The organism is Pseudomonas sp. ABFPK (assembly GCF_001586765.1).
GTDB lineage: Bacteria > Pseudomonadota > Gammaproteobacteria > Pseudomonadales > Pseudomonadaceae > Aquipseudomonas > Aquipseudomonas asiatica.
This window is the reverse complement of record NZ_LQXW01000010.1, coordinates 67438-88203: the sequence shown is the minus strand read 5'-3', so window position 1 is coordinate 88203 and position 20766 is coordinate 67438. Positions and strand designations below refer to the sequence as shown.

At 64.2% G+C, this 20766-nt stretch carries 17 protein-coding genes; 4 read left to right on the top strand and 13 right to left on the bottom strand.

Going from position 1 to position 20766, the window contains the following annotated elements; translation table 11 throughout:
* The first annotated feature begins 79 nt into the window (after nucleotides 1-79).
* Nucleotides 80-553 (top strand): YMGG-like glycine zipper-containing protein, encoded by a 474-nt coding sequence (locus tag WM94_RS08510; RefSeq protein ID WP_003259312.1) that lies wholly within the window; start codon nucleotides 80-82, stop codon nucleotides 551-553.
* 48 nt (nucleotides 554-601) lie between these two features.
* Here WM94_RS08510 and WM94_RS08505 read toward each other — a convergent pair whose 3' ends face one another.
* Together WM94_RS08505 and WM94_RS08500 are read right to left on the bottom strand one after the other, a co-directional pair.
* Complete coding sequence (locus WM94_RS08505; protein ID WP_013972086.1) at nucleotides 602-1507, bottom strand: LysR family transcriptional regulator; 906 nt, start codon at nucleotides 1505-1507, stop codon at nucleotides 602-604.
* Between the two features lie 150 nt (nucleotides 1508-1657).
* On the bottom strand, nucleotides 1658-1843 hold the full coding sequence (locus tag WM94_RS08500; RefSeq protein ID WP_061550956.1) for a hypothetical protein: 186 nt from the start codon (nucleotides 1841-1843) through the stop codon (nucleotides 1658-1660).
* A 200-nt stretch (nucleotides 1844-2043) separates the two neighbouring features.
* On the opposite strand from WM94_RS08500, the gene WM94_RS08495 reads away from it, so the two are divergent.
* The gene (locus WM94_RS08495) at nucleotides 2044-2430 is read left to right on the top strand and encodes a VOC family protein (RefSeq protein ID WP_061550955.1); all 387 of its coding nucleotides are present in this window, start codon (nucleotides 2044-2046) and stop codon (nucleotides 2428-2430) included.
* Between the two features lie 7 nt (nucleotides 2431-2437).
* Here WM94_RS08495 and WM94_RS08490 read toward each other — a convergent pair whose 3' ends face one another.
* From WM94_RS08490 to WM94_RS08460, 7 genes are read right to left on the bottom strand one after another with little or no spacing between them, the layout of a single operon-like run.
* The gene (locus tag WM94_RS08490) at nucleotides 2438-3805 is read right to left on the bottom strand and encodes a sensor histidine kinase (RefSeq protein WP_061550954.1); all 1368 of its coding nucleotides are present in this window, start codon (nucleotides 3803-3805) and stop codon (nucleotides 2438-2440) included.
* A complete protein-coding gene (locus WM94_RS08485; RefSeq protein WP_003259308.1) occupies nucleotides 3802-4464 on the bottom strand; it encodes a response regulator in 663 nt (220 codons plus the stop codon). The genes WM94_RS08490 and WM94_RS08485 overlap by 4 nt, the downstream gene beginning before the upstream one ends.
* 2 nt (nucleotides 4465-4466) lie before the next feature.
* Nucleotides 4467-5108 (bottom strand): tetratricopeptide repeat protein, encoded by a 642-nt coding sequence (locus WM94_RS08480; protein WP_024086786.1) that lies wholly within the window; start codon nucleotides 5106-5108, stop codon nucleotides 4467-4469.
* Entirely contained in the window at nucleotides 5105-5911 is an 807-nt protein-coding gene (locus WM94_RS08475; protein ID WP_013972081.1) for an SDR family oxidoreductase, read from the bottom strand. The genes WM94_RS08480 and WM94_RS08475 overlap by 4 nt, the downstream gene beginning before the upstream one ends.
* A complete protein-coding gene (locus tag WM94_RS08470) occupies nucleotides 5898-6578 on the bottom strand; it encodes a TenA family transcriptional regulator (RefSeq protein WP_061550953.1) in 681 nt (226 codons plus the stop codon). Before WM94_RS08470 ends, WM94_RS08475 begins: the two co-directional genes overlap by 14 nt.
* Nucleotides 6579-6593: 15 nt before the next feature.
* A complete protein-coding gene (locus WM94_RS08465) occupies nucleotides 6594-8054 on the bottom strand; it encodes an AMP-binding protein (RefSeq protein ID WP_061550952.1) in 1461 nt (486 codons plus the stop codon).
* On the bottom strand, nucleotides 8044-8721 hold the full coding sequence (locus WM94_RS08460) for a thermostable hemolysin (protein ID WP_061550951.1): 678 nt from the start codon (nucleotides 8719-8721) through the stop codon (nucleotides 8044-8046). Before WM94_RS08460 ends, WM94_RS08465 begins: the two co-directional genes overlap by 11 nt.
* A gap of 111 nt (nucleotides 8722-8832) precedes the next feature.
* Here WM94_RS08460 and WM94_RS08455 point away from each other — a divergent pair, with 111 nt between their 5' ends.
* Complete coding sequence (locus WM94_RS08455; protein ID WP_013972078.1) at nucleotides 8833-9402, top strand: hypothetical protein; 570 nt, start codon at nucleotides 8833-8835, stop codon at nucleotides 9400-9402.
* A 67-nt stretch (nucleotides 9403-9469) separates the two neighbouring features.
* Here the strand turns inward: WM94_RS08455 and WM94_RS08450 are convergent, their stop codons facing one another.
* The 3 genes from WM94_RS08450 to WM94_RS08440 form a co-directional block, all read right to left on the bottom strand.
* A complete protein-coding gene (locus WM94_RS08450; RefSeq protein WP_061550950.1) occupies nucleotides 9470-11146 on the bottom strand; it encodes an MFS transporter in 1677 nt (558 codons plus the stop codon).
* Between the two features lie 213 nt (nucleotides 11147-11359).
* Complete coding sequence (locus WM94_RS08445) at nucleotides 11360-11785, bottom strand: VOC family protein (RefSeq protein ID WP_061550949.1); 426 nt, start codon at nucleotides 11783-11785, stop codon at nucleotides 11360-11362.
* 356 nt (nucleotides 11786-12141) lie between these two features.
* Nucleotides 12142-13068 carry an alpha/beta fold hydrolase gene (locus WM94_RS08440; protein ID WP_061550948.1) on the bottom strand — a complete coding sequence of 309 codons (927 nt, stop codon included), beginning with the start codon at nucleotides 13066-13068 and terminating at the stop codon, nucleotides 12142-12144.
* A gap of 254 nt (nucleotides 13069-13322) precedes the next feature.
* Here WM94_RS08440 and WM94_RS08435 point away from each other — a divergent pair, with 254 nt between their 5' ends.
* Nucleotides 13323-18194, top strand: coding sequence for an NEL-type E3 ubiquitin ligase domain-containing protein (locus tag WM94_RS08435; protein WP_371264019.1), 4872 nt, complete (start codon nucleotides 13323-13325; stop codon nucleotides 18192-18194).
* Between the two features lie 7 nt (nucleotides 18195-18201).
* Here the strand turns inward: WM94_RS08435 and WM94_RS08430 are convergent, their stop codons facing one another.
* On the bottom strand, nucleotides 18202-20718 hold the full coding sequence (locus tag WM94_RS08430) for a UvrD-helicase domain-containing protein (RefSeq protein ID WP_061302471.1): 2517 nt from the start codon (nucleotides 20716-20718) through the stop codon (nucleotides 18202-18204).
* Nucleotides 20719-20766 lie beyond the last annotated feature (48 nt).

Here is a 20766-nt window from a genome sequence, read left to right as displayed (position 1 = left end):
CATCCCGGCAAAACTGCCATCATCGGCAGCAAAGAGAACTATCCTGTGAAACGGGATCCCCACCCGCTGGAGGTTTGCCATGCGTACGTTCACGTGGAGTTGCCTGCTGGTGCTGCTGTGCGCGGCATCGGCAGCCCAGGCGCAGTCGGTGGTGCCGCTCAAGGGCCAGAGCAGCCAGCAGATGCAACTGGATATCAATGATTGCAATACTGTCGCGACCAATGCCGCGAACAGTGCCGCGACCTCCAGCGACCCCCATGTCGGTGGCCGGGTACGCGGTGCCGCCGCCGGCGCGGTTGCCGGTGCGGCAGGCGCGCAGGTGCGCGGCAACCAGCACGACGAGCTGTATGACCGGGTCGGTGACGATGCCAAGGAGCAATACCGACAGAACCGCGCCGGCGAAGTGGCCGCCGCCGGTGCTGCGGTTGGTGGCATGCGCCAGCGTCAGGACCGCCGTCAGGACCGGCGCGGCCAGGACGAAGCGAAAGCCCAGGCTCATGCCAGTGCCTACGCCGGCTGCCTGCAAGGTCGCGGCTATCAGGTCAACCCCTGATCAGCAGGCACGCCATGCCTCGGCAGCAAGATGCATGGCGTGCCCGTTTCAGAACTTGGCCAGTTCTTCCCGGCAAAACTCGACGAACAACTGCGCCGGCTTGGTCAGTTGCACCCGTTTCAACCACGCAGCCGCCAGCCCTGACAGCGCCACTGGCTCGGCGATATCCAGCATGGCCAGGCGTTGCCCGTCGTAGGTGTACTCCGAATGCGGCCGCGTCACCAGCAGCGAAAAGCCAAAGCCCTGCCCGACCATGCCGCGTACCATCTCGATCGACGGCGAACTGAAGACGATATTGGGCGTCAGGCCCATTTCGTTGAACAGGCTGACGAAGTAGGTACGGCTGGGGGCAACGTCCAGCAGGATCATCGGCTCCGGGCACAGATCGCGCAGCGACACCTGGGCCTGCCCGGCGAAGCGGTGGTTCTCCGGGAGCAGCACATAGGGCTTCTGCGGCGGCATCAGCGGCTCGGCCTCGATGGTGCCGTCCAGGTCATGGTCGTAGAGGAACGCCAGGTCGAAGGTACCGGCAGTCAGACCCTGGATCAGGTCCTGCTGCTCGCCGTCGCGCAGGCGGATATCCACCCCCGGGTAACGCTGGCGAAAGCCGGCGATCAGGCGCGGCAGGTACAGCGGTGCCACGGTTTCGAAGCAGCCGATGTCGATTTGCCCGGCCACGGTGTCGTTGTCGGCCAGGGCGTTCTGCTCGAACTCGTGGGCCATCTGCAGCAGCGACTTGGTCTTGGCATAGAAGCGCTTGCCGCTGGGCGTCAGAGACACACCCTGGGCGTGGTGGCGGATGAACAGCTGCACGCCGAAGCTTTCTTCCAGGCTCTTGATGGCCGTGGAGATGGACGGCTGGGCAATGTACAGCTGGCGTGAAGCCTCGGCCACGCTGCCGGCCTCGACGGTGGTGACGAAGTACTTGAGTTGTCGCAATGTGTAGGCCGCCACGGGCACCTCTCTGACGCCGGTCTGGGCGCGCTGGGATCATGCCTGTCACTTTACCCTCGGCAGCGGCTGGGTGGGGGCCGGGTGATGAAGGATTTACCTATGGCTTGAGCAGGTTTTTACGAGGGGCGCGATGCGCCCCCCCCCTTTGCTTCACTCGAAATCGATATTGGCGATTACACAGTCATCACCAATCAGCTTGTACCCTGGCCTGCAGGGCATGCCGACTACTGGCCCTATACCGCGCTTGCGCCTGGACAACGTTGCCTGCGGTTCTGCATTTTCCAGCTGTTCGCGGTCGAGCGTGTCGTCTGGCTTGTTAACGGGTTCTTCTTGCATGGGGTTCACTCCTTGGTTTGGGTGGTATCGCCCGATCAACGCTACAACCCCCATTGCCACCAACCCATCTGGAACTTTGACCGTGAAGAGAAATGCTGTCGGATCGCGTTGCAGGGTTAGCAGTGAACCCGGTGCCCTGGCCAAATGCCGCTGATTGTCTTTACTGGTACTCAACGACTCCAGGCATACGGTGTGCGTTCATGAAGATCATAGTCACCAGCATCCTCGTCGACGACCAGGCCAAGGCCCTGGCTTTCTACCACTACGTACTCGGTTTCGAGCCCAAGCACGACATCCCCATGGGCCGACACCGCTGGCTGACCCTCACCTCCCCCAACGACCCCAACGGCGTCGAGCTGCTGCTCGAGCCCGACGCGCACCCGGCCGCCAAGGTCTACAAGGCCGCGCTCAAGCAGGACGGCATCCCCGCCACCTCGTTCGGCGTGCGGGACATCCAGGCCGAATATACCCGGCTGTGCGCAGCGGGCGTGCAGTTCACCCAAACGCCTACTGCCATGGGGCCGGTCACCGTAGCGGTGTTCGATGACACTTGCGGCAACCTGATCCAGATCGCCCAGAAACACTAGCCAGCGTTCAGGGCTCCACGGGCAGGCGCAAGGTCGCGCGCAATCCGTGTGGCGTCTGGTTGCGCAACTGCACGCTGCCACCCAGGCGGGTCATGATGGTGCTGACGATCGACAACCCCAGCCCGGCGCCATTGGTCGAGCCCTTGCTGTAGAAACGCTCGAACACCCGCTGCTGGTCAACCACCGCTATGCCCGGCCCTTCGTCGTCGACGCTGACCAGCAGGGCCTGGCCTTCGCGCTGCAGTGTCACGGTGACGCGACCGCCTGCAGGCGAATGGTCCACGGCATTGGCCACCAGGTTCTGCAAGGCAATACCCAGCGCGCCAGCGTCGGTGTGCAAATGGTAGTCGCCGGCGGCGATGTCCAGCGAAGGCTCCAGCCCGCGCTCCAGTATCCAGGGGGTAAGCTCTGCCAGAGTCTCGGCCACCACGCCCTCCAGGTCCACCCGCGGCCAGTCACGCCGGCCTGGTCGCGGCTCCAGGCGGGCCAGGGTCAACAGCTGGTTGACCACCCGGGCAAGGCGGTCGACACCGCCCATCAGGAACTGCAGGGCCTTGTCCCGCTCGGCAGCGCTGTCTGCATTCAGGGCGTTCTGCGCATGCAGGCGCAGGATGGCCAAGGGCGTGCGCATCTCGTGGGCAGCGTCGGCGATGAAACGGTGCTCGCGGCGCAGCAGGTCGTCGATCTGCCCGAGCAGGCGGTTGATCGCCGCCTGCATCGGCTCCAGCTCCTTAGGCAACGGCACCAGCTGCAACGGCTCGAGCGACTCGGCGTGACGGGCGCGGATCACCCTGGCCATGTTCTGCAGCGGCCGCAGCCCCCAGCCGATGGCCGCCCACACCAGCAAGGCCAGGGCCAGGCTGCCGAACAGGAATGGCAACAGCGTGTGCTGCACGATGCGTTCGATCAGGTCGTCACGCACGTCGTTGCGCTCGCCCACCCAGATCACCCAGTGTTTTTCCGGCACCGGCAAGACAAAACTGCGCCAACGGCGCCCATCCACCACCACATCGGCAAAACCCGGCACCCGCGGCGCCTGCCCCAGCTGCGGGGCGCTGGGCGTGTGTACCAGCAGCCCGCCGTCGTCGGCCCATACCTGGAAGGCCAGCTTGCTCTCGTAGCGGTGCCCCACCTTGTGGTGCCCGGCCTTGCTCAAGGCCTCGTCGAAGGCGCGGTACAACTCGTCACGGCTCTGCTCTTGCACCGGCAGGCTCATGATGCCCTGCAGCAGCCGGGCGTTCTGCGCCAGGTGGGCATCGTACACTTCGTTAATTTCGTGGCGGCTGTCGTGATAGTTATACAGCGCCAGCAACCCGCTGCCGACCAGCAACAGCAGCATCACCCGCCACAAGGTGCGTTGGCGCAACGAGCTCATGACTTGCGTTCCACCAGGTAGCCAATCCCGCGCACGGTGCGGATCAGGCCGTTGAACAGCTTCTTGCGCAGGTGGTAGATGTTCACTTCCAGGGTGTTGCTCTCCGGCTCTTCATCCCAGCCATACAGCAACTGGGTCAGGCGTTCGCGGGTGAACACCTTGCCCGGCTGAGCCAGCAGTTCGTGCAGAAGCAGGTATTCCTTGGGCGTGAGTACCACCGGCTGGCCCAGGTAGTGCACCTGCTGGCTGACCGGATCCAGGCATACCCCGGCATGCTCTATCAGCACGCGGGCGCGGCCGCTACTGCGCCGCAGCAAGGCCCGCAAGCGGGCCTTGAGTTCGTTGAGGTCGAAGGGTTTGACCAGGTAGTCGTCGGCGCCGGCATCCAGCCCGGCAATGCGGTCATCGGTGGCGTCGCGGGCGGTCAGCACCAGCACCGGCAGGGTCTTCCCGGCCGCACGCAGGCGCCGCAGCAACTCGATACCATCCAGGCGCGGCAAGCCCAGGTCGAGGATGGCCAGGTCGAACTCTTCGTGGCACAGGGCATGCAAGGCACTGGCGCCATCCTGCAACCAGTCGAGGGTATAGCCCTCGCGGCGCAGGCCGTCACAAATCCCCTCCCCCAACGCGGCGTCGTCTTCTACCAGCAGCAAGCGCATGCTTAATCCTGTTTGTCCTTGATCGCTTTGAGTAAAGCATCGATTTCACCACGCCGGCCCTGGTCGGCCAACTCTCTCCCGGGCCGGGGCGGTGCCTGCAATGCCTTTTGCAGGGCGGCGCGGGCTTCGTCGTAGCGGTTTTGCCGGTACAGGTGGTCGGCCCAGAAATAGTTGCTGTCGATACCGTCGGGGTTGATCGCCAGCGCCTGGCGCAGCATGGCCTCGGCCTTGGCCTGGTCGCCGAAGCTCAATGGCCAGCCGGGCACCTGGTCGTACAGCGCGCCCAGGCTGGTGTAGGCCGAGCCTTGCAGCGCCTTGGGGTCCATGGCCAGGGCCTTTTCCAGGCTGGCGCGGGCGGCCTTGACCTTGCCCAACGCGCCCAACCCACCGGTGGCGCCGGCCCAGCTGCTGTTGACGATGCCGTCCCAGATCAGCGGCTCGGCCGAGCCCGGATGCTGGTGCACCAACGCCGCCGACTGTGCCGCCAGGGCCTCGAATGCCCCGGCACGCTGGGCTTCGGGCAGGTTATAGCGAACCACCGCCCAGCGCTGCTGGATGGCGTTGAGTTGCTGGGTACCGTTCTGGTCGAGGGCCCAGGTGAACGGGGCGATGGCCAGCAGGCTGGCCAGTATCAGACGTTTCATTTGCTCGACTCCTTGCTGTGCCAGTTGCTGTAGCGACGGATCAGCGGCAATTGCTTGCGCAGGGCGCGGTCGACCACGCCTGGCAGCATGCCGTTAAGGCGCACGAAGAGTTTCTCCGGCCAACCCAGGTACAGTTCGCTGCGCTCGGCCTGCACCGCGTCGAGCACCGCCCGGGCGACATCCTGCGGGTCATCGACGCCTACCTTCAACGCCTGATTAAGGGCCTGCGCGGCGCTACTGTTCATCGTCGTGCGGGTAGTGCGCGGTGCGGCATACAACACGTTCACCGAGGTGTCGGCAAGCTCGCGGCGCAATGCCTCGGAGAACCCGCGCAAGGCAAACTTGCTGGCGCAGTAGGTGGCATAGCCTGGGTAGCCGATGGAGCCGTAGATCGACCCCACGTTCACCACCAGCGCACTGGGCTGGGCGCGCAGCAGCGGCAGGCACAGGCGGGTGAGCTGCACGGCGGCCTTGATGTTGAGGTCGAACAACTCGTCGAGGGCGGCCTCGTCCATCTGTTCGAGCAAGGCGAAGCGGTTGACCCCGGCGGCGTTGATCAACAGATTGCAACTACCCATCGCCCGCGCCGCCTCCAGCACATCACGGCGGCCTTCGGCGCAGCGCAGGTCGGCCTGCTGCCAGCGCAATTGCCCGGGGTAGCGCGCCATCAGTTCGGTCAGCTTGCCCTGCTGCCGGCTGACCGCCAGTACGCGAGCACCGGCACTGCATAGCTGGGCCGCCAACTCCAGGCCGATGCCACCGCTGGCACCGGTGAGCACCGCCACGCAATCAGGCAAGCGCATGCTTTACCTCCTGCTGCGCGGTACGCGGCAGCCCTTCGAACATGGCGGTATACAGGCGATACACCACTTTGGCAGCGTGGATTACCGCCTGCTGGTCTTCTGGCTGGTCCAGACGGTTCATCAGGCCACGGTAGGTGGCCATGTGGTCCTGGTCCAGGGCGCCGTGGGAACTCAGGTAGCTGAACGCCTTGTCCTGCAGGCCGAGGCTGCTCTGCAGGGTACCGGCAGCCTGGGTGGCCAGGGCAATGCTGGTGCCTTCGAGCACGTTGACCATACCGAACAGCCCGACCGGGTTGCCACGGGCAATCTGGTCGTAGAGAAATGCCACCATCAGCTCGATGGGCAATGCCGGCCGGCCGCCGGCCACCTGGTGCGGGTCGCCACCGCAGGCGGCGATGTCATCGAGAATCCAGCGCTCATGGCCGTACTCCTCGTCGATGTACTCGCACACTGCGCCGCGCAGCCACTCCAGCCGCGCCGGCAAACGGGCCCCGCAGGCCATCATCAATGGCACGGTGTGCCGCACGTGGTGGTAGGCCTGGGTGAGAAAGGCCACATAGGCCTCGAGGCTGGCCTTGCCGGCCAGCGCGTCGCGGATGACCGGGACACTGAACAATGCCGTACGCTCGTCGGCGGTTTCCTGCTGCAGCATGTCGAAGAAAAGCATGGCAAACCTCGTAGATCATTGAAGGTCGGATAACAGGGACTGGTAACACCGCAGGATCTGTTCGCGGCGTGGCCGGCCGTTGGCGGTCAGGGTTTGCCCGGCGGCACTCAAAGGTTCGGGCAGACGCCGCCAGGCATGCACCCGGGCATAGTCCGGCAGGCCGGCATTGGCCTGGCGGATGGCCTGTTCCAGGGTGTGGTCGTCAGCCTGCGGGTCCGGCGGCCAGATCAACGCCAGGTTGTGTGCCAGGCCTTCGCCGTGGACGAACGCCTGGGCGATCACCCCGCCCTGGGTCAGTTCGGCCTCGACCCATTCGGGGTTGACGTTGCGCCCGAAGCTGGTGCTGTACTGGTGCTTCTTGCGCCCGGCCAGGTACAGGAAGCCGTCGCTGTCGAAGTGGCCCAGGTCACCGGTCGACAACCACGGCTCGCTGAAGGGTGGTTCGCCCAGGTAGCCGAGCAACGCCGAACCGGCCACCTGCACTTCGCCATCTTCGGCAATGCGCACCTGCACATGCGGCAGCGGCCGCCCGACACTGCCCGCACGATGCGCCCCGGGGCGGTTGAGGCATACCACCGAAGCGCATTCGGACAAGCCATAGCCCTCGAACACCGGTAGCCCGATGGCCTGGGACCGGGCCAGCAGGCTCGGCGCCACCCGCGCGCCGCCCACCGCCACGAAGCGCAACGGGCCGACCCGCATCAGGCCGCGCTCGATGGCGGTGACCAGCCCAAGCAGCAGTTGCGGCACCAGGATCAGGCTTTCGGCACCACTCAAGGCGATGGCGCCCAGCAATTGCTTGAAGTCGACCTGACTGGCACCGCGAAAACCCAGTTGCGCCTGCGGATACAGGGCAATGCTCGCCCCGGCCAGCAGGGCCGCGTACAGGCCCAGGTTTTCCAGCAGCACCGCCAGAGGCAATACCGCCAGGTACTTGCCTGGCGCCGTGGGCCGGCTGGCAGCCTCCAGCTCACGCGCTACCCGCAGCATGGCCTCGGCGCTCAGGCATACGCCCTTGGGTGCACCGGTACTGCCGGAGGTGTAGGTAATCTTCGCGGTACCCGGTGGCAAGGGTGCGGCCGCTGGCGGCTGCCGGCTCCAGAAGCGCTCACCGGCAGAGAAGCCGCTGGCGTGCAAGTCGTCAGCGAAGGCCTCGTCGGCCAGCGCCAGCACAGCCCCGCTCTGTGCCAGGCAGTGGCGGCGCTGGGCGCTGCTGAAGAACGCCGGCAGAATAACGATGGGGCGCGCCGCAAACAGCGCCGCCAGGTCCCAGAACAGCGCCTCGGGACCGTTCTCCAGGGCCAGGGCAAAAGTGCCCGGTGGCTGCGCGCTCAGCCAGGCCTGGCGTTGCTCGACCTCGTCCAGCAATTGTTGATAGGTGAACGGCCCGCCAAGGCCCAGCAACGCCGGTTGCGCCCCTCGGTGGCGGGCATGCAGTTGCAACACTTCCCTGAACAGCTGGCATTCACGCGGCATGGCCGGCCTCCTGCACGCTCGCGGGCAAGCCCAGCCGCTCGAAAACGCCGCCGCGGGCCAGGGCTGCATGGCCGTAGCCGATGTTGCCGACGAACACTTGCGGGTGCTGCGCGTAGTAACTGCCCCAACTGTCGGCATCGCCGTTCAGCCGGCCAGGGTCGGCCACAGCCAGCGCCGTCGGCACCAGGCCCAGGCGATGAAAGCTGTTGACCAGGGTCGCGGCACCGGTGAAGGCCACCCACTGCAAACCGCGGGCAGCCAGCAACCAGGTCACGGCAATGATCATGATCCGCGCGCTGCCGGCGCTGAGCGCGGCCAGGTTGCCCACTTCGACCAGCTGTGCACGGCTCACCGAGCTGCCAGACAGCCGGGTCACGGCCACTTCCAGCGGCTCATCCAGATAACGCTCGAGGAAGGTCGGCCCACTGCTGGCCAGGCGTATGCCGGCGGCGGCCATCAGGCGCCCGTGGCTGTCATGCAGGCCGAGCAGTTCGGGCAGGTAGTGCTGCACGTCGGCGTGGTGCGCGCAGGCAAAGCGGGCGTGAATGAACTGTTCCAGCTCGTCGCGCCCGGGCTCCCCCGAGCGTTTCAGCGTCATGCGGGCAAGGCGCTCGCCGTGGCTGCCGATAGCCAGTGGAAACAGGCTGGCGCTGTCTGCCTGAGTCATGGCGGTCCCCCTTTCAAGTCAGGTGTTGGGGGCAGTATCAGGGGGCAATCTGAAGCCAATCTGAAGTGCTACATTTGCCATTGCCCTCACGCGCACCAACAAGGAAAACAGATGCGCCACGAATTCAGCGAAGTGCTCAACGACCTGGTCGACTACTTTCTGCTCGGCGATATCCAGTTGCTCGAGCGCTTCAAGCAACAACATGAATTGCCCGACGACCTTGCCCATGCCTTCACCCACGGCGACAGCGGCGACCAAGCCGTGCGCGAAGGGGTCGTGCTGCCACTGGCCGGGGTCGATAACCTGCCCTACCGCATCCTGTTCACCCTGGACAACCATACCCCGGCCCTGCGTGAACCCGGCAGCCGCCTGAAGCACCGCCGCAATGGCTATGTGCTGCAGGTCGAGCACGGTGCGCTGATGCTGTACACCTGGCGCATCCTGCAGCACTTCACGCCCAAGACACTGGGTGACCTGATGGCGCGTTACCAGGTGCCGGGGCGGCCGATCATCGAGCTGGACAATGGCTGGTATGACGTGGAGGTGCTGGCGGGTGCACTGGTGCGGGACGGGCTGTACGAGCCAGCGTTCGAGTTCGTGTTGAAGAAGCGCTGGAGCCGCGGCGAGGCTGCTGGGGTGGATACCGGGTATGCCTTTGGGTTGCGTGGGTATTTCGACTGATGGGTTGACTGTGCCGGCCTCTTCGCGGGCTTGCCCGCGAAGAGGCCGGCACAGTCAGCCTCAACCTTCAAGTGTGGTTGATATCGCGGTCCTTGGTCTCCGGCAGGAAGAAGATCCCCAGCACCGCCGTCATCACTGCAATCACGATCGGGTACCACAAGCCGTAATAGATATCCCCGGTCGCCGCCACCATGGCAAACGCCACGGTCGGCAGGAAGCCGCCGAACCAGCCGTTGCCGATGTGGTAAGGCAGCGACATCGAGGTGTAACGGATGCGTGCCGGGAACAGCTCCACCAGCCAGGCCGCGATCGGCCCGTAGACCATGGTCACGTAGATCACCAGAATGGTCAGCAGCAACAGCACCATCGGGTAGTGGATCTTCGCCGGGTCGGCCTTTTCCGGGTAGCCGGCTTCCTTCAACGCCCCGGTCAAGGTCGCGATAAAGGCATCGCTCTGTGCCTTGAAGTCCGCTGCCGCCAGGCTGCGTCCATCAAAGCTTGGCAGCACCCGTTCACCAATGCGGATCTGCGCCACGCTGCCAGGTTCTGCCGCTTCGTTGGTATAGGGGATGGCCCGCTTGGCCAGCAGGCTCTTGGCGATATCGCACGAACTGGTGAATTTGGCCTTGCCCACCGGGTCGAACTGGAACGCGCACTGGGCAGGGTCTGCCATCACCACCACCGGGTTCTGCTCCTGGGCGACGAACACGTCCGGGTTGCCGTACTGGGTCAGTGCCTTGAAGATCGGGAAGTAGGTCAGCGCGGCGATGATGCAACCGGCCATGATGATTTTCTTGCGGCCGATGCGGTCGGACAGGCTGCCGAAGAAGATGAAGAACGGTGTGCCGATCAATAGCGAACCGGCAATCAGCAGGTTGGCGGTCTGCGGCTCGATCTTGAGCATCTGCAACAGGAAGAACAGCGCATAGAACTGCCCGGTGTACCACACCACGGCCTGGCCGGCGGTGCCACCGAGCAGCGCCATGACCACCACCTTGAGGTTGTCCCAGCGGGCGAACGACTCGGTCAGTGGCGCCTTGGACGCCTTGCCCTCGGCCTTCATCTTCATGAACACCGGCGACTCGTTGAGTTGCATGCGGATGTACACCGAAATCGCCAGCAGCAGTATCGACAGCAGGAATGGCACTCGCCAGCCCCAGGCCTCGAACACCTCGTTACCCATGGCCGTGCGGCAGGCCATGATCACCAGCAGCGAGAGGAACAGCCCCAGGGTGGCCGTGGTCTGGATCCAGGCGGTGAAAAAGCCGCGCCGGCCCTTGGGTGCATGTTCGGCCACGTAGGTGGCCGCACCGCCGTACTCGCCACCCAGTGCCAGGCCCTGCAGCAGGCGCAGGCTGATGAGGATGATTGGCGCTGCCACGCCGATCGTGGCATAGCTGGGCAACAGGCCCACCACAGCGGTGGACAAGCCCATGATGACGATGGTGATGAGGAAGGTGTACTTGCGCCCGATCATGTCGCCCAGGCGACCGAACACGATGGCGCCGAATGGCCGCACGGCAAAGCCGGCGGCAAAGGCCAGCAAGGCGAAGATGAACGAGGTGGTTTCATTGACCCCGGCAAAGAAGTGCTTGGCGATGATCGCCGCCAGAGAGCCGTAAAGGTAGAAGTCGTACCATTCGAATACCGTGCCCAGGGACGAGGCGAAGATGACCTTGCGCTCCTCCCGGGTGATACCGCGTTGGGGCGCGCTGCCCGTGGATGTGCTGTCGAGAACCGCCATGGGGTGCCTCCGTCTTGTCGTCATGCAGGCCGGGAGCACCTCATATTTTTTTCACCGTCGCACCCAGGCCCTGGGGGGCTTGCTTTGGATATGCGAAGCACGACGAGGCGGGCCGCCTCGGATCGCAGCAAGGTAGATGAAGCATAATAGGCTTTGCCGGGATATCCACCTGAACTTTGCGCGATCTCTACCGCGCGCGAGTGTGCAGGTTGCTCATGAAGCCTCCGTTGCCGGTACCGGCCCTTTCAGCTCGACCTGGTTGCCATCGGGGTCGTAGCAGTAAAGCGACAGCCCCTCGCCTTCGGCGCCATAGCGTTTTTCGGCAGGTTCGACTTTAACCCCCGCAGCTTGCAGGTAGGCCGTAAGTGCCGCCTCGTCGAATGGCTCGATGCGCAGGCAGAAATGGTGCAGGTTGCGCCCCTCGGCCCCCGGCGCCGCACCACCTGGCTGGCCCAGGGGACCGTCCAGGGTCACCAGGTCGATCATCGCCGTGCCCGTGGCCAGGTGGACCATTCCCAGGTCTTCGCGCACGCGGCTGACCGTGCAGCCGAGCAGTTGGGTGTAGAAAGCGACGCTGCGCTCCAGGTCGCTGACCCGCAGGACGAGGTGGTCGATATGCTTGATGACGAATGGTCGCATGCCAAGGCTCCTTGTGGCCGCTGGATTCCTATGGGAGCGGGCGTGCCCGCGAATCAGGCGTTGCGGTGAATGGCACGGGCTTCGCCCGCTCTCATGGAACTGCACATAACTCATTGAATTAGCAGGGACCCTGTGGGAGCGGCTTTAGCCGCGAACACCGGCGCAGCCGGTGCCATGCACCGCGTTGGATTCTTCGCGGCTAAAGCCGCTCCCACAGGGTACGAGGATCGCTTGCGAATTCAGTTATCTGCGCGACAGCGCAGCCCAAAGAGCTGGACAACCTCCCACAAGGGATCACGCAAGCCCGATGAGATTCACCACCATAGCCCACGTGCGCATGGCATGACCATATGCAGTTATTCGTTTACCAACCGTTGCAGAACGCCCCCTTCATGGCGGGTGAGGATGCGCAGCAGTTGATCGACCAGCGCCCGGTCCGGCGCATCCAGGTGGAAGTGGTGCCCGCCCGGATGCCAGGAGATCTTCGCCTGGCTGGGCAAGGCCGCCTGGCGCCGGGTAAAGGCTTCGCCGGTGAATGCCCCCTGGCGCCCGAACAGCAGGTACAACGGGCAACGGATCTGGCTGAGCAGGTCGCAGGCTTCGCGCTCGGTCAGCGGCATGGGTTCGGGCAGCACCAGGCGTGGGTCGTGGCGCCAGCAATAGCCCTCGCCCAGTTGCAGCAGGTCACGCAGCGCCAGCAGCCGTGCTGCCTCTTCCGACAGCTCGGTGTCCAGGCGCTCGCGGCGTTGTTCCAACGCCGTGTCCAGGTCCTCGAAACGGTCGACGTCCGGCTCGGCAAAACCCTGCAGCTGGCTGCGCTGCACCATGCGCTTGAGCCGGTAGGCCCGGGCCAGGTGCTGCACGCGGTCATCCTCGGCCACCGTGAACGGTGCGCCCATGCCGTCGAGGAAGGTCATGCTGGCAATACCGCTGGTCATGGCCGCCAGCAGCGATGCCACCCCGGTACCCATGCCATGGGCCAGCACATGGAATTGCGACAGGCCCAGGCTGTCGGTCACTGCCAGCATGTCCTCGGCATGTTCCCACAGGTAGTAGCCACTGTCGTGGCGGCGATGGTCCGAGCGGCCGTGGCCAACCAGGTCGGGGGCGACCACGAAGCAGCCGTCGAGCATCGGTGCCAGGCGTTCGAACGAGGCGGCATTGTCCAGCCAGCCATGCAGAGCCAGCACCGGGATGCCGTCCTCCGCCCCCCAGGTGCGTACCGCTATTTCAATACCGTCGAGGTCCAGCAGGTGATCCTTGGGACTGCACAGCGAATGCATCGTAGTTCTCCCTGATAGAACGCCGGCCCATGGCCAGGCATCACATGACGCCGGCCCATACCCCACGTGCCGGCGTCATCCACACGACATGCCTACCCCATGCCTTGCTTCACCATCTCCCAACAACCCTGCCCGCGCTGCTCCCCTACCGACGCTCTCGTGCACAGGACCGACCTGTGCATTCAACTAAATACCACCGCATGCCGAGGCGAAACCTGTCGACTGGCCCCTCCATCGACCACGGAGACTTCAGCATGCCCAGCACACCCATGCCTTTCCATCAGGCCCAGATTGTCCGTAACCTGCCTGACTGGTGCCGAACGATGCACCCTGACCATACCCGCCGCGTCGTACAGAGCATCCGCAAGGACTACCTCGACGAAAACGGTTCGCCTTACGCCTGGTACACCGCAGCCAGCGATGAAGACAAGGCGCGTTTACGGCAGCTGATCAGCGCCCGCGATGCCGAGTTCAAAGCTCTGCGGGCCTTGCTCGAAGACTTCAGGCAGATCAGCGAATTCTGCAAGCCTTTGCTCGAGAGCCGGTTGGGCCCGGATGTCAAAGCGGACAAGGCCCAGTACCTGCACCAGCCGTTCAAGGTGTACACCACGCTGGTGAATGTCCCCGGCCTCGATTTCTCACTCGGCGGTGACGATACGTACATCAAGCGCCCCGAAGGATCACCACAGAAGCGCACGCTGCTGGAGGCCGCCCTGCACAATTTCGAAGGAACCGACGAAGTGGGCCCGTTCGACACCCTGACCCTTGGCCCGGACGACGACGCCTCACTTCCAGGGCTCGAGCCCGAAGCGTTCGTGAACCTTTGCCGAAGCCTGGACCTCGGCCAGCAGTATCAAGACCACCTGCAGGGCATTTATGAAGGCTCCAGAAAGGCCGCGATCGAACAGCAGTGGATCGATGCAAGCCAGCAGGCACTGAAAACCGAGGCAATGATCGCCTACCTCAAGGGCCTGTTGACGCTCAAAGGCCACAATGCTCTGGTACAGCTATGCGACAACGAAAGCACGCCGCGTTACGGCGAACACAAGCTTCGCTGCTGGCGCTTCAGCCTGTTCGGCATCCCGCTTCATGGCGTACTGCTGATAGGCCCTGATGAAGCCGACCAGACCAACCCCTGCATGCTCTACATTCCCCACGATTCCGAACACCCGGTGAGGGAGTTTGCTTCCTTGCAAAAGGCCGGCTCGCTCATGCGTCAACGCCTGCTGCAAACCACGTTTCGCCAGCACTTGATCAGCTTCGCTGACCAGGACAACCAGATCGAGCTCAGCCGCAAGCTCGAAAATGCCCTGTTCGAGCATGGCACCTCCACGCGCAAACCCAAGGACAAGCCTGAGCTGCACTTCAAGCGAACCCGCCTGGCCTTTCCCATCTGGCAAGTGCTTTACAGGGACCACAAGCGCCGCATCAAGGCGAATGCCAGAACGATCGCAGTACCGACCGCAGATGCCGACGCCAAGGCACGCAAGGTACGGCTGCAGCACTGGCTGGACGCAGGCATGAACGTACTGAACGTGGCCGCCTTCTTCGTGCCTGGGCTGGATGCCGCGATGCTTGGAGTATTTGCCTACGACCTCATGGATTCGGTATTCACCGGGTTCGAAGCCTGGGAAGAAGGCGATACCCAGGAAGCGCTGCAACAACTCGAGTCACTGGCCATCAATGCCGCCGTGATCGCCGGTTTTGCCGTCGGCAGCAGCGCGGTCAAGGCATCAGGGTTCGTCGATGCGCTGGAAAGCGTCTGGAAAGGTGGCCGCGAACGGCTTTGGCACCCAGACATGGGCCCTTACAGCACTTCGAGCTCGTTGCCGGTGGGTGTGCAGAAAAATGCCCAAGGGCTCTACATCATCGATGGCAAAACCCACGTTTGGCTTCAAGGCAAACTGTATGAGGTGTTCGAAACCGACGGACAGTGGCATGTGCGCCACCCGGACGCCCCCGATGCCTACACTCCGGCCTTGCGCTACCTCGGCGACCAGCGCTGGCAGTTGGCCCACGACAACCCACTCGAATGGGACGATGCGCAGTTGCTCGAGGGGCTGGGCCGGTTCGGCCAGGGGCTGGATGCATCGGAGCAACTTGCCGCATTGCGCATTACCGAAGTCGACGCAGACACCTTGCGTCGCAGCCAGGTCACCGGCTCGCAGCCGCCGGCTCTGCTGGCCGATACCTTGCTGCGCCTGCGACTGGCTGACGACGTGGAGGGCATCATCACCCGAGTACGTCATGGCCAGCCTTTGGCTGCACATATGAACTTCGCGCTGCCGGAACTGGTACAGCTGCCTGGCTGGCCCGCGAACTACAGGCTGAAGGTCTTCACCGGTGCCGAAAAGTGGGGGGACGCAGTCTACTTCGGTGCGGAGCCAAAAGCCGACACGCTGCAGATCGAGATCGGCCGCGAAGAGCTTGACGATGGCGAACTGAGCAAGATTGTCCTGGCGGGGATGGATGAAGATGTCATAGAGCAGCTACTACCCGATACGCCAGTAGAGCAGCGCCCGGGCGCCCTTAACGAGCTATTGGCCAACCGCCTGTCAGCACGTCGTCGCGAAGTCTTCGCGAGCATGCTGGAAAGCCATCGCGCACCGCTTGGCGACGAAGCGCAGACCTTGGGCCGCCAGTTCCCCGGTTTGCCTGACAATGCCCTGGAAGAACTCGTCGCGAATGCCGACAGCACCGAACGCGAACGCCTGAAGAACGGGCGCGTGCCCTTGCGCGTGGCTGAAGAAGCCCGCTACCTGCAAGCTCGTGCCCGCCTCGATCGTGCCTTGACCGGCCTGTACCGAGCAGACCTGGCCAATGCCGACAGCCAACTGCTGCGTGATGCATTGGTAGCCGAACAGCCGCAGGCGAGTGAAGCCGAGCTGTTCGCCAGCGCCCTCGCCGACCGCTCGGGCTGCGCGGTGCTGCTCGGCCAGCAGCCAATCAGGCCTGGTTTTCGCTCACCCATGCGCCTGGCACATGGGCGAATCGGTTACCCGCTCAGTGGCCGAGGAGCAGGCCCTTTCGGCGAAAGCGCCGCGACACGCCGGCTCAAGTCACTTTTCCCCTCACTGAACAGCAACGAGATCAGCGCCTTGAGAGCCGAACTGAGCCAGACCGGTGACCTGGGCACGGCAATGCGGCAACTGCAGGCAGAGTGGCAAGATCTGAAACGCTATCTGGAAACGTGGTACCTGACCGCACGCAACATCAGCCAGCGCTTCGAGCGACAACAATGCGCCGACCGCCTCAAAGCCGCCTGGCGACGGGAGGGTCCCGGCAACCTGGGCACACTCGTGCTGGAGCGAATGCAGTTAGGCGAGTTGCCAGCGATCACAGCCAGCCTGCCCCACATCCGTGAACTCAAGCTGGACGAGCTGCAACTGCAACGACTGGACAGGGCGTTCCTGTCACGCTTCCCCAACCTGCAAGTGCTGGAAGTTACCAACAACCGTACAATCGACGCGCAAGCACTGTTCGAGGCACTTGAATCGGTGCCCAGGCTGCGCACGCTGGATCTGACCAACAACACCCTTACTACCCTCTCACCCACCGCACAACGTGTGCTGGCGGCGATGCCAGACCTGCGCCAACTGAATTTGCGCCGCAACCAGCTGACACTGGATGAAGCGACATTGACTTTCCTCTGCGGCCGGCCATTGGATGTCCTGAGGCTGGGGCACAATCGCATCACGCTCGATGAAAACCTCTCCACGCGCTTTCAGGACATGATCCATCCGCAGCAACTGGACCTGGACTTCAACCCGCTGCAGCACGCGCCTGATGTACGCTACATGGCGCGGCTGCAGCGCCTGAACCTATCCAATGCTCAGTTGCAGGCATTTCCTACTGGCCTGACCACGTTGATGAATCAGCCACAGTACCAGTTGCGCTACCTGGACCTCTCATCCAACCGTATTCACCATGTTCCAGACCTCGAAGGTATCCTGCGCAGCCCCTATGCGCGGGACGTCGCCGCCCGCTTGCCCGAGCGCCGCTGGCTCTTCAACTACAACGATCTGGAGACCGAGTCGGCCAGGCGCCTGGGAGCCAGCGGCGTCAGTATCTTCGAGCACACGCCCGAAAGACAGGAGTGGCAAGGGTTCTGGCGCAATGTCGCGACAGACCCTCAAAAGCAGCTGTGGTCCGACCTGTTCGACCAGAACGACAATGGCGACCTGCAAGCGGTATTGGAGCCCCTGACCTACTCCTTGGTAGCGCGAAGGGATCCGGATGGCCTGCGTGCCCGAGTGTGGGCACTGTTGAAGCAGGCCCACGAGGATACAGCGCTGCGCGAGCGGTTGAACGAGGTGGCGCATACCTTCCCACCCACTTGCGGTGATGCCGGCGCAGATGCATTCAGCGCCCTGGAAGTGGAGTTGCTGGCCAGCCAGGCCTCAGGGCGGGCACGGGACACGGCCAAGCCGCTGCTCGACCTTTACCGCAAGCTGTATCGTCGCGAAAAAGTCAACGAACTGGCGGACCGCATCAGCACGCATCGCATCGTGCGCAGGGCGGCGCTAGGTGGAGATGCCGGTCAGTTACCGGACCTTGACGTGCTGGATGTCCCTGCGGCAATCCCTGATGCGGTCCTGGCCAGAGAACGGGTCGACGATATCGAAGTTCGCCTGGCACTGCGCCAGTCCTTGGCCGAAGAGCTCGATTTCCCCGAACCTAGCAGCGGCATGATTTATCGCCATTTCGCCAACATAAACCAGCAAATCGTCGACAACGTCCGGGCTGCCGTGCTCGAACTCGATGCCGATTCCACCACCCGACAGCAGTGGACGAGCAAACAGCCGGTCTGGGCTGACTACCTCAAGCGCCATTATGCCAGCCAGTTCGAAGCCATTACCGACTTCTGGCGCCCGGGCCTCGATTACCTGTTCTATTGCCTGGATGAAACTCAGGAGCCGGTCACGCACCTGGACGACGCGATATTACGTGCATTGGCCCCGGAAATGCCTGACCCTGCACTGGACGAAAACGGCACGCTACGTCGGGTTCCTCTCAATGAGCAAGCCTATGTCAGGGCTACGAAAGCCTTGACCGAGGCACAGCAGGAGGTGGAAGCCGGGCTACTGCTGAGCCTTACCCGGCAAGCGGACGTCCTCGATGCCTGAAGGCTGATCAATGACCTCGCAGGTCTTCGAAGAAGGCCTGCCGCCCATCCACCTGGCTCGACGCACGCGGCGCTGCCGCCGCCTCTGCGTTGGCCGCCTCCACATGCCAATAGCAGTGCCTGACCGCGCGGGTTACCGCCACATAGGCCAGGCGCTGCACCTCTTCCTTCTGCGCGGTATCGAACGGTTGGGCATCACCGGCCTTGCCCAGCCCGGCCTGGCGATACACCTGGTTCTTGTAGGGCGAACTGGTCAGGTACTGGCAGTCGCCCAGCATGAACACTGCATCGGCCTGCAAGCCCTTGGCACTGTGGTAGGTCAACTGGCGCAGCCGGCGCTGCTCGGCCGGCAACGCCGCCTCGGCGTGCAGCACGCCTTGCAGGTGCTCGTTCATCAGCGCCCTGTCGCTGCCCTTGCGGTACAGCATCATCACCGTCTCGCCACGCTGGTAGTGCTCGATCAGCGTTTCACCCAGGGCTGCCTCGTCACGGTCGAACACCTTGACCGGCGAGCCTGGCAACTCGGCCGCCGGCCCGCTGGCCCGGGCTTTCTTGCCGGCAATTGCCGGGGTGCCCTTGACCAAGTGTTCGGCCGCGTCGATCACCTGCTGCTGGCAACGGTAGTTGTCGACCAGCATCACCCGGGTGTTGGCCGGCGACGGGAAGGCCTTGGTGAATTCCATGAAGTACTTGGGCGAACTGCCACGCCAGCCGTAGATCGACTGCCAGTCGTCGCCCACACACAGCAGCGACGAATGCTGCGCATGGCGCCCGATGTGCATCGCCGGGCCGCGACGACGGATCTCGGCGAGGCTGGCCCGCAACCAGCTGACGATCTGCGGCGACACATCCTGGAACTCGTCGATCATCAGGTGCGCCAGCGGCCGCAGCAACGGGTCGGGCAGCAGTTGCAGGTTTTCCGGGTTGTTCTCGCCGAACAAGGCGAACATGCGGTTGTAGCTCATCACCGGCGGCGACTGGTCCAGCAGGTGGGCCTCCAGGGCCTTCCAGTACAGGGCCAGGGCCTCGAAAAACAGCGCATCGCTGTCGCCGGAGGGGAAGCTCATCGCCGCCACGGCAGTGTTCACTTCCAGGCCGAGGTTCTCGATGAAATTCGCCGCGCCGACAAAGGCATCGAGCAGTGGCGCCGGGGCCAGTTCGCCCTTGACCTTGTATTCGAAGCCGGGGCCGGCCACGGCATCACCGGCCAGCGAGGCTGCCAGGCGCCGGGCCATGGCGTAGTTGTCGAGCCAGATCAGCGGCTGGTCGCAAAATGCCTGCAACAGGGTGCGCTTGACCGCCCACTCGGCACGCACCGCCAGCTTGGCGCCGGGGCGCTGGTACTGCGCGCTTTCCGCCGGGTCGAAGCCCAGCACGAGCAAAGGCCCCTGGCCGGCCAGACGACCATGCACATGGAAGCGGCTGCCACGGATCTCAATGGTTTCGCGGCAGGGTTCGATGCCCTTGATCGGCCAGGCGCCGGCGGCGAACCACAGGTCTTCGATCACGTCGCACAGCTCTTCGTCGCGCTGGGCAGCCAGCTGGGTTACCTGGGCGCGCTTCTGCACATCGGGGTTGTTCGGGTCCAGCGGCTTCAGTTGCAGTGCTTCGCTGCGCAACAGGCCGACCAGCTCGGCAAAGCGCGGGCTCTCGCCCAGCAGCGTGCTGTAGCACTGGTTCAGCTGCTGGCGCTGGGCATCGTTCAGGCGCAGGTCGAACGGGTTGCTCTCGGCCTCGGCTTCACGCCCGGCCGGCATCTCGTTGCCCAGCGTTTCGAACGCGCGCACCTGGCCAAAGCCCGGCAGGCTGCGCACCAGCGGCAGGATGCGCGAATGGAACGTGCGCACAAGCTCGCGGGCCTGCGGCGGTTGCAGGTTGATCTGCCACAGGGCGAAAACCTGCAGCAGGCGCTTGATGAAGTCCTTGCGCGACTCGCGGGTGAAGGTGACCACGGTCATCGCATCCAGCTCGTAGCCCAGGTAGTGGCGCAACAGCAGGATGCGCAGCACCAGCGAGGTGGACTTGCCCGCCCCGGCCCCTGCCACCACGCAGGTGGACGGTGTGTCACTGAAAATCAGCTTCCATTGCGCGGCACTGGGTTGCGCCTCGGCGGGCAGACGCTGGGCGACATCGGCCTTGAAACGCTTTTTCAGCTCGGCAGTCAGCGGCAGGCGCCAGTCATCGAACAGGTTGTCATCCCGGCCCGGTACGGCGGCGGTGTCTGGCCGGGTGTCGCGGATCACCAGCACCTGGCGCCCGGCCTCGTAACCTTCCACCCGCCCGCGTTCGAACCCTTCACGCACGCCATCGGCATGGCCACTGCGCTGGCCGCTGGCGTGGCCGAGGAACCAGGAGTCGCGGTGCTGGGCCTGCAGGCGGGTCAGGCCACGCCCCAGCAGGCGGGCCGCCAGGCGGCGAAACCAAGGCAGTTGTGCAGGAGGGGTAAGGTCGGCGGGGGCCTGGGGTTGCTCGTGGGCCACGGTCACTCCGTTGAAAAACAAAATCAGCGGGCATGTTCGCCGCATCGACAAAAAATCGCCAGCGAATGCTTGCAGATCAGTGGATTAGGCGAT

What these genes read in the sequence shown, in the direction of transcription:
- WM94_RS08440 (WP_061550948.1), bottom strand. Translation starts at nt 13,068, where the DNA reads ATGCATTCGCTGTGCAGTCCCAAGGATCACCTGCTGGACCTCGACGGT.
- WM94_RS08460 (WP_061550951.1), bottom strand. Translation starts at nt 8,721, where the DNA reads ATGACTCAGGCAGACAGCGCCAGCCTGTTTCCACTGGCTATCGGCAGC.
- WM94_RS08490 (WP_061550954.1), bottom strand. Translation starts at nt 3,805, where the DNA reads ATGAGCTCGTTGCGCCAACGCACCTTGTGGCGGGTGATGCTGCTGTTG.
- WM94_RS08495 (WP_061550955.1), top strand. Translation starts at nt 2,044, where the DNA reads ATGAAGATCATAGTCACCAGCATCCTCGTCGACGACCAGGCCAAGGCC.
- WM94_RS08455 (WP_013972078.1), top strand. Translation starts at nt 8,833, where the DNA reads ATGCGCCACGAATTCAGCGAAGTGCTCAACGACCTGGTCGACTACTTT.
- WM94_RS08480 (WP_024086786.1), bottom strand. Translation starts at nt 5,108, where the DNA reads ATGAAACGTCTGATACTGGCCAGCCTGCTGGCCATCGCCCCGTTCACC.
- WM94_RS08435 (WP_371264019.1), top strand. Translation starts at nt 13,323, where the DNA reads ATGCCCAGCACACCCATGCCTTTCCATCAGGCCCAGATTGTCCGTAAC.
- WM94_RS08465 (WP_061550952.1), bottom strand. Translation starts at nt 8,054, where the DNA reads ATGCCGCGTGAATGCCAGCTGTTCAGGGAAGTGTTGCAACTGCATGCC.
- WM94_RS08445 (WP_061550949.1), bottom strand. Translation starts at nt 11,785, where the DNA reads ATGCGACCATTCGTCATCAAGCATATCGACCACCTCGTCCTGCGGGTC.
- WM94_RS08470 (WP_061550953.1), bottom strand. Translation starts at nt 6,578, where the DNA reads ATGCTTTTCTTCGACATGCTGCAGCAGGAAACCGCCGACGAGCGTACG.
- WM94_RS08450 (WP_061550950.1), bottom strand. Translation starts at nt 11,146, where the DNA reads ATGGCGGTTCTCGACAGCACATCCACGGGCAGCGCGCCCCAACGCGGT.
- WM94_RS08500 (WP_061550956.1), bottom strand. Translation starts at nt 1,843, where the DNA reads ATGCAAGAAGAACCCGTTAACAAGCCAGACGACACGCTCGACCGCGAA.
- WM94_RS08430 (WP_061302471.1), bottom strand. Translation starts at nt 20,718, where the DNA reads ATGCGGCGAACATGCCCGCTGATTTTGTTTTTCAACGGAGTGACCGTG.
- WM94_RS08475 (WP_013972081.1), bottom strand. Translation starts at nt 5,911, where the DNA reads ATGCGCTTGCCTGATTGCGTGGCGGTGCTCACCGGTGCCAGCGGTGGC.
- WM94_RS08485 (WP_003259308.1), bottom strand. Translation starts at nt 4,464, where the DNA reads ATGCGCTTGCTGCTGGTAGAAGACGACGCCGCGTTGGGGGAGGGGATT.
- WM94_RS08510 (WP_003259312.1), top strand. Translation starts at nt 80, where the DNA reads ATGCGTACGTTCACGTGGAGTTGCCTGCTGGTGCTGCTGTGCGCGGCA.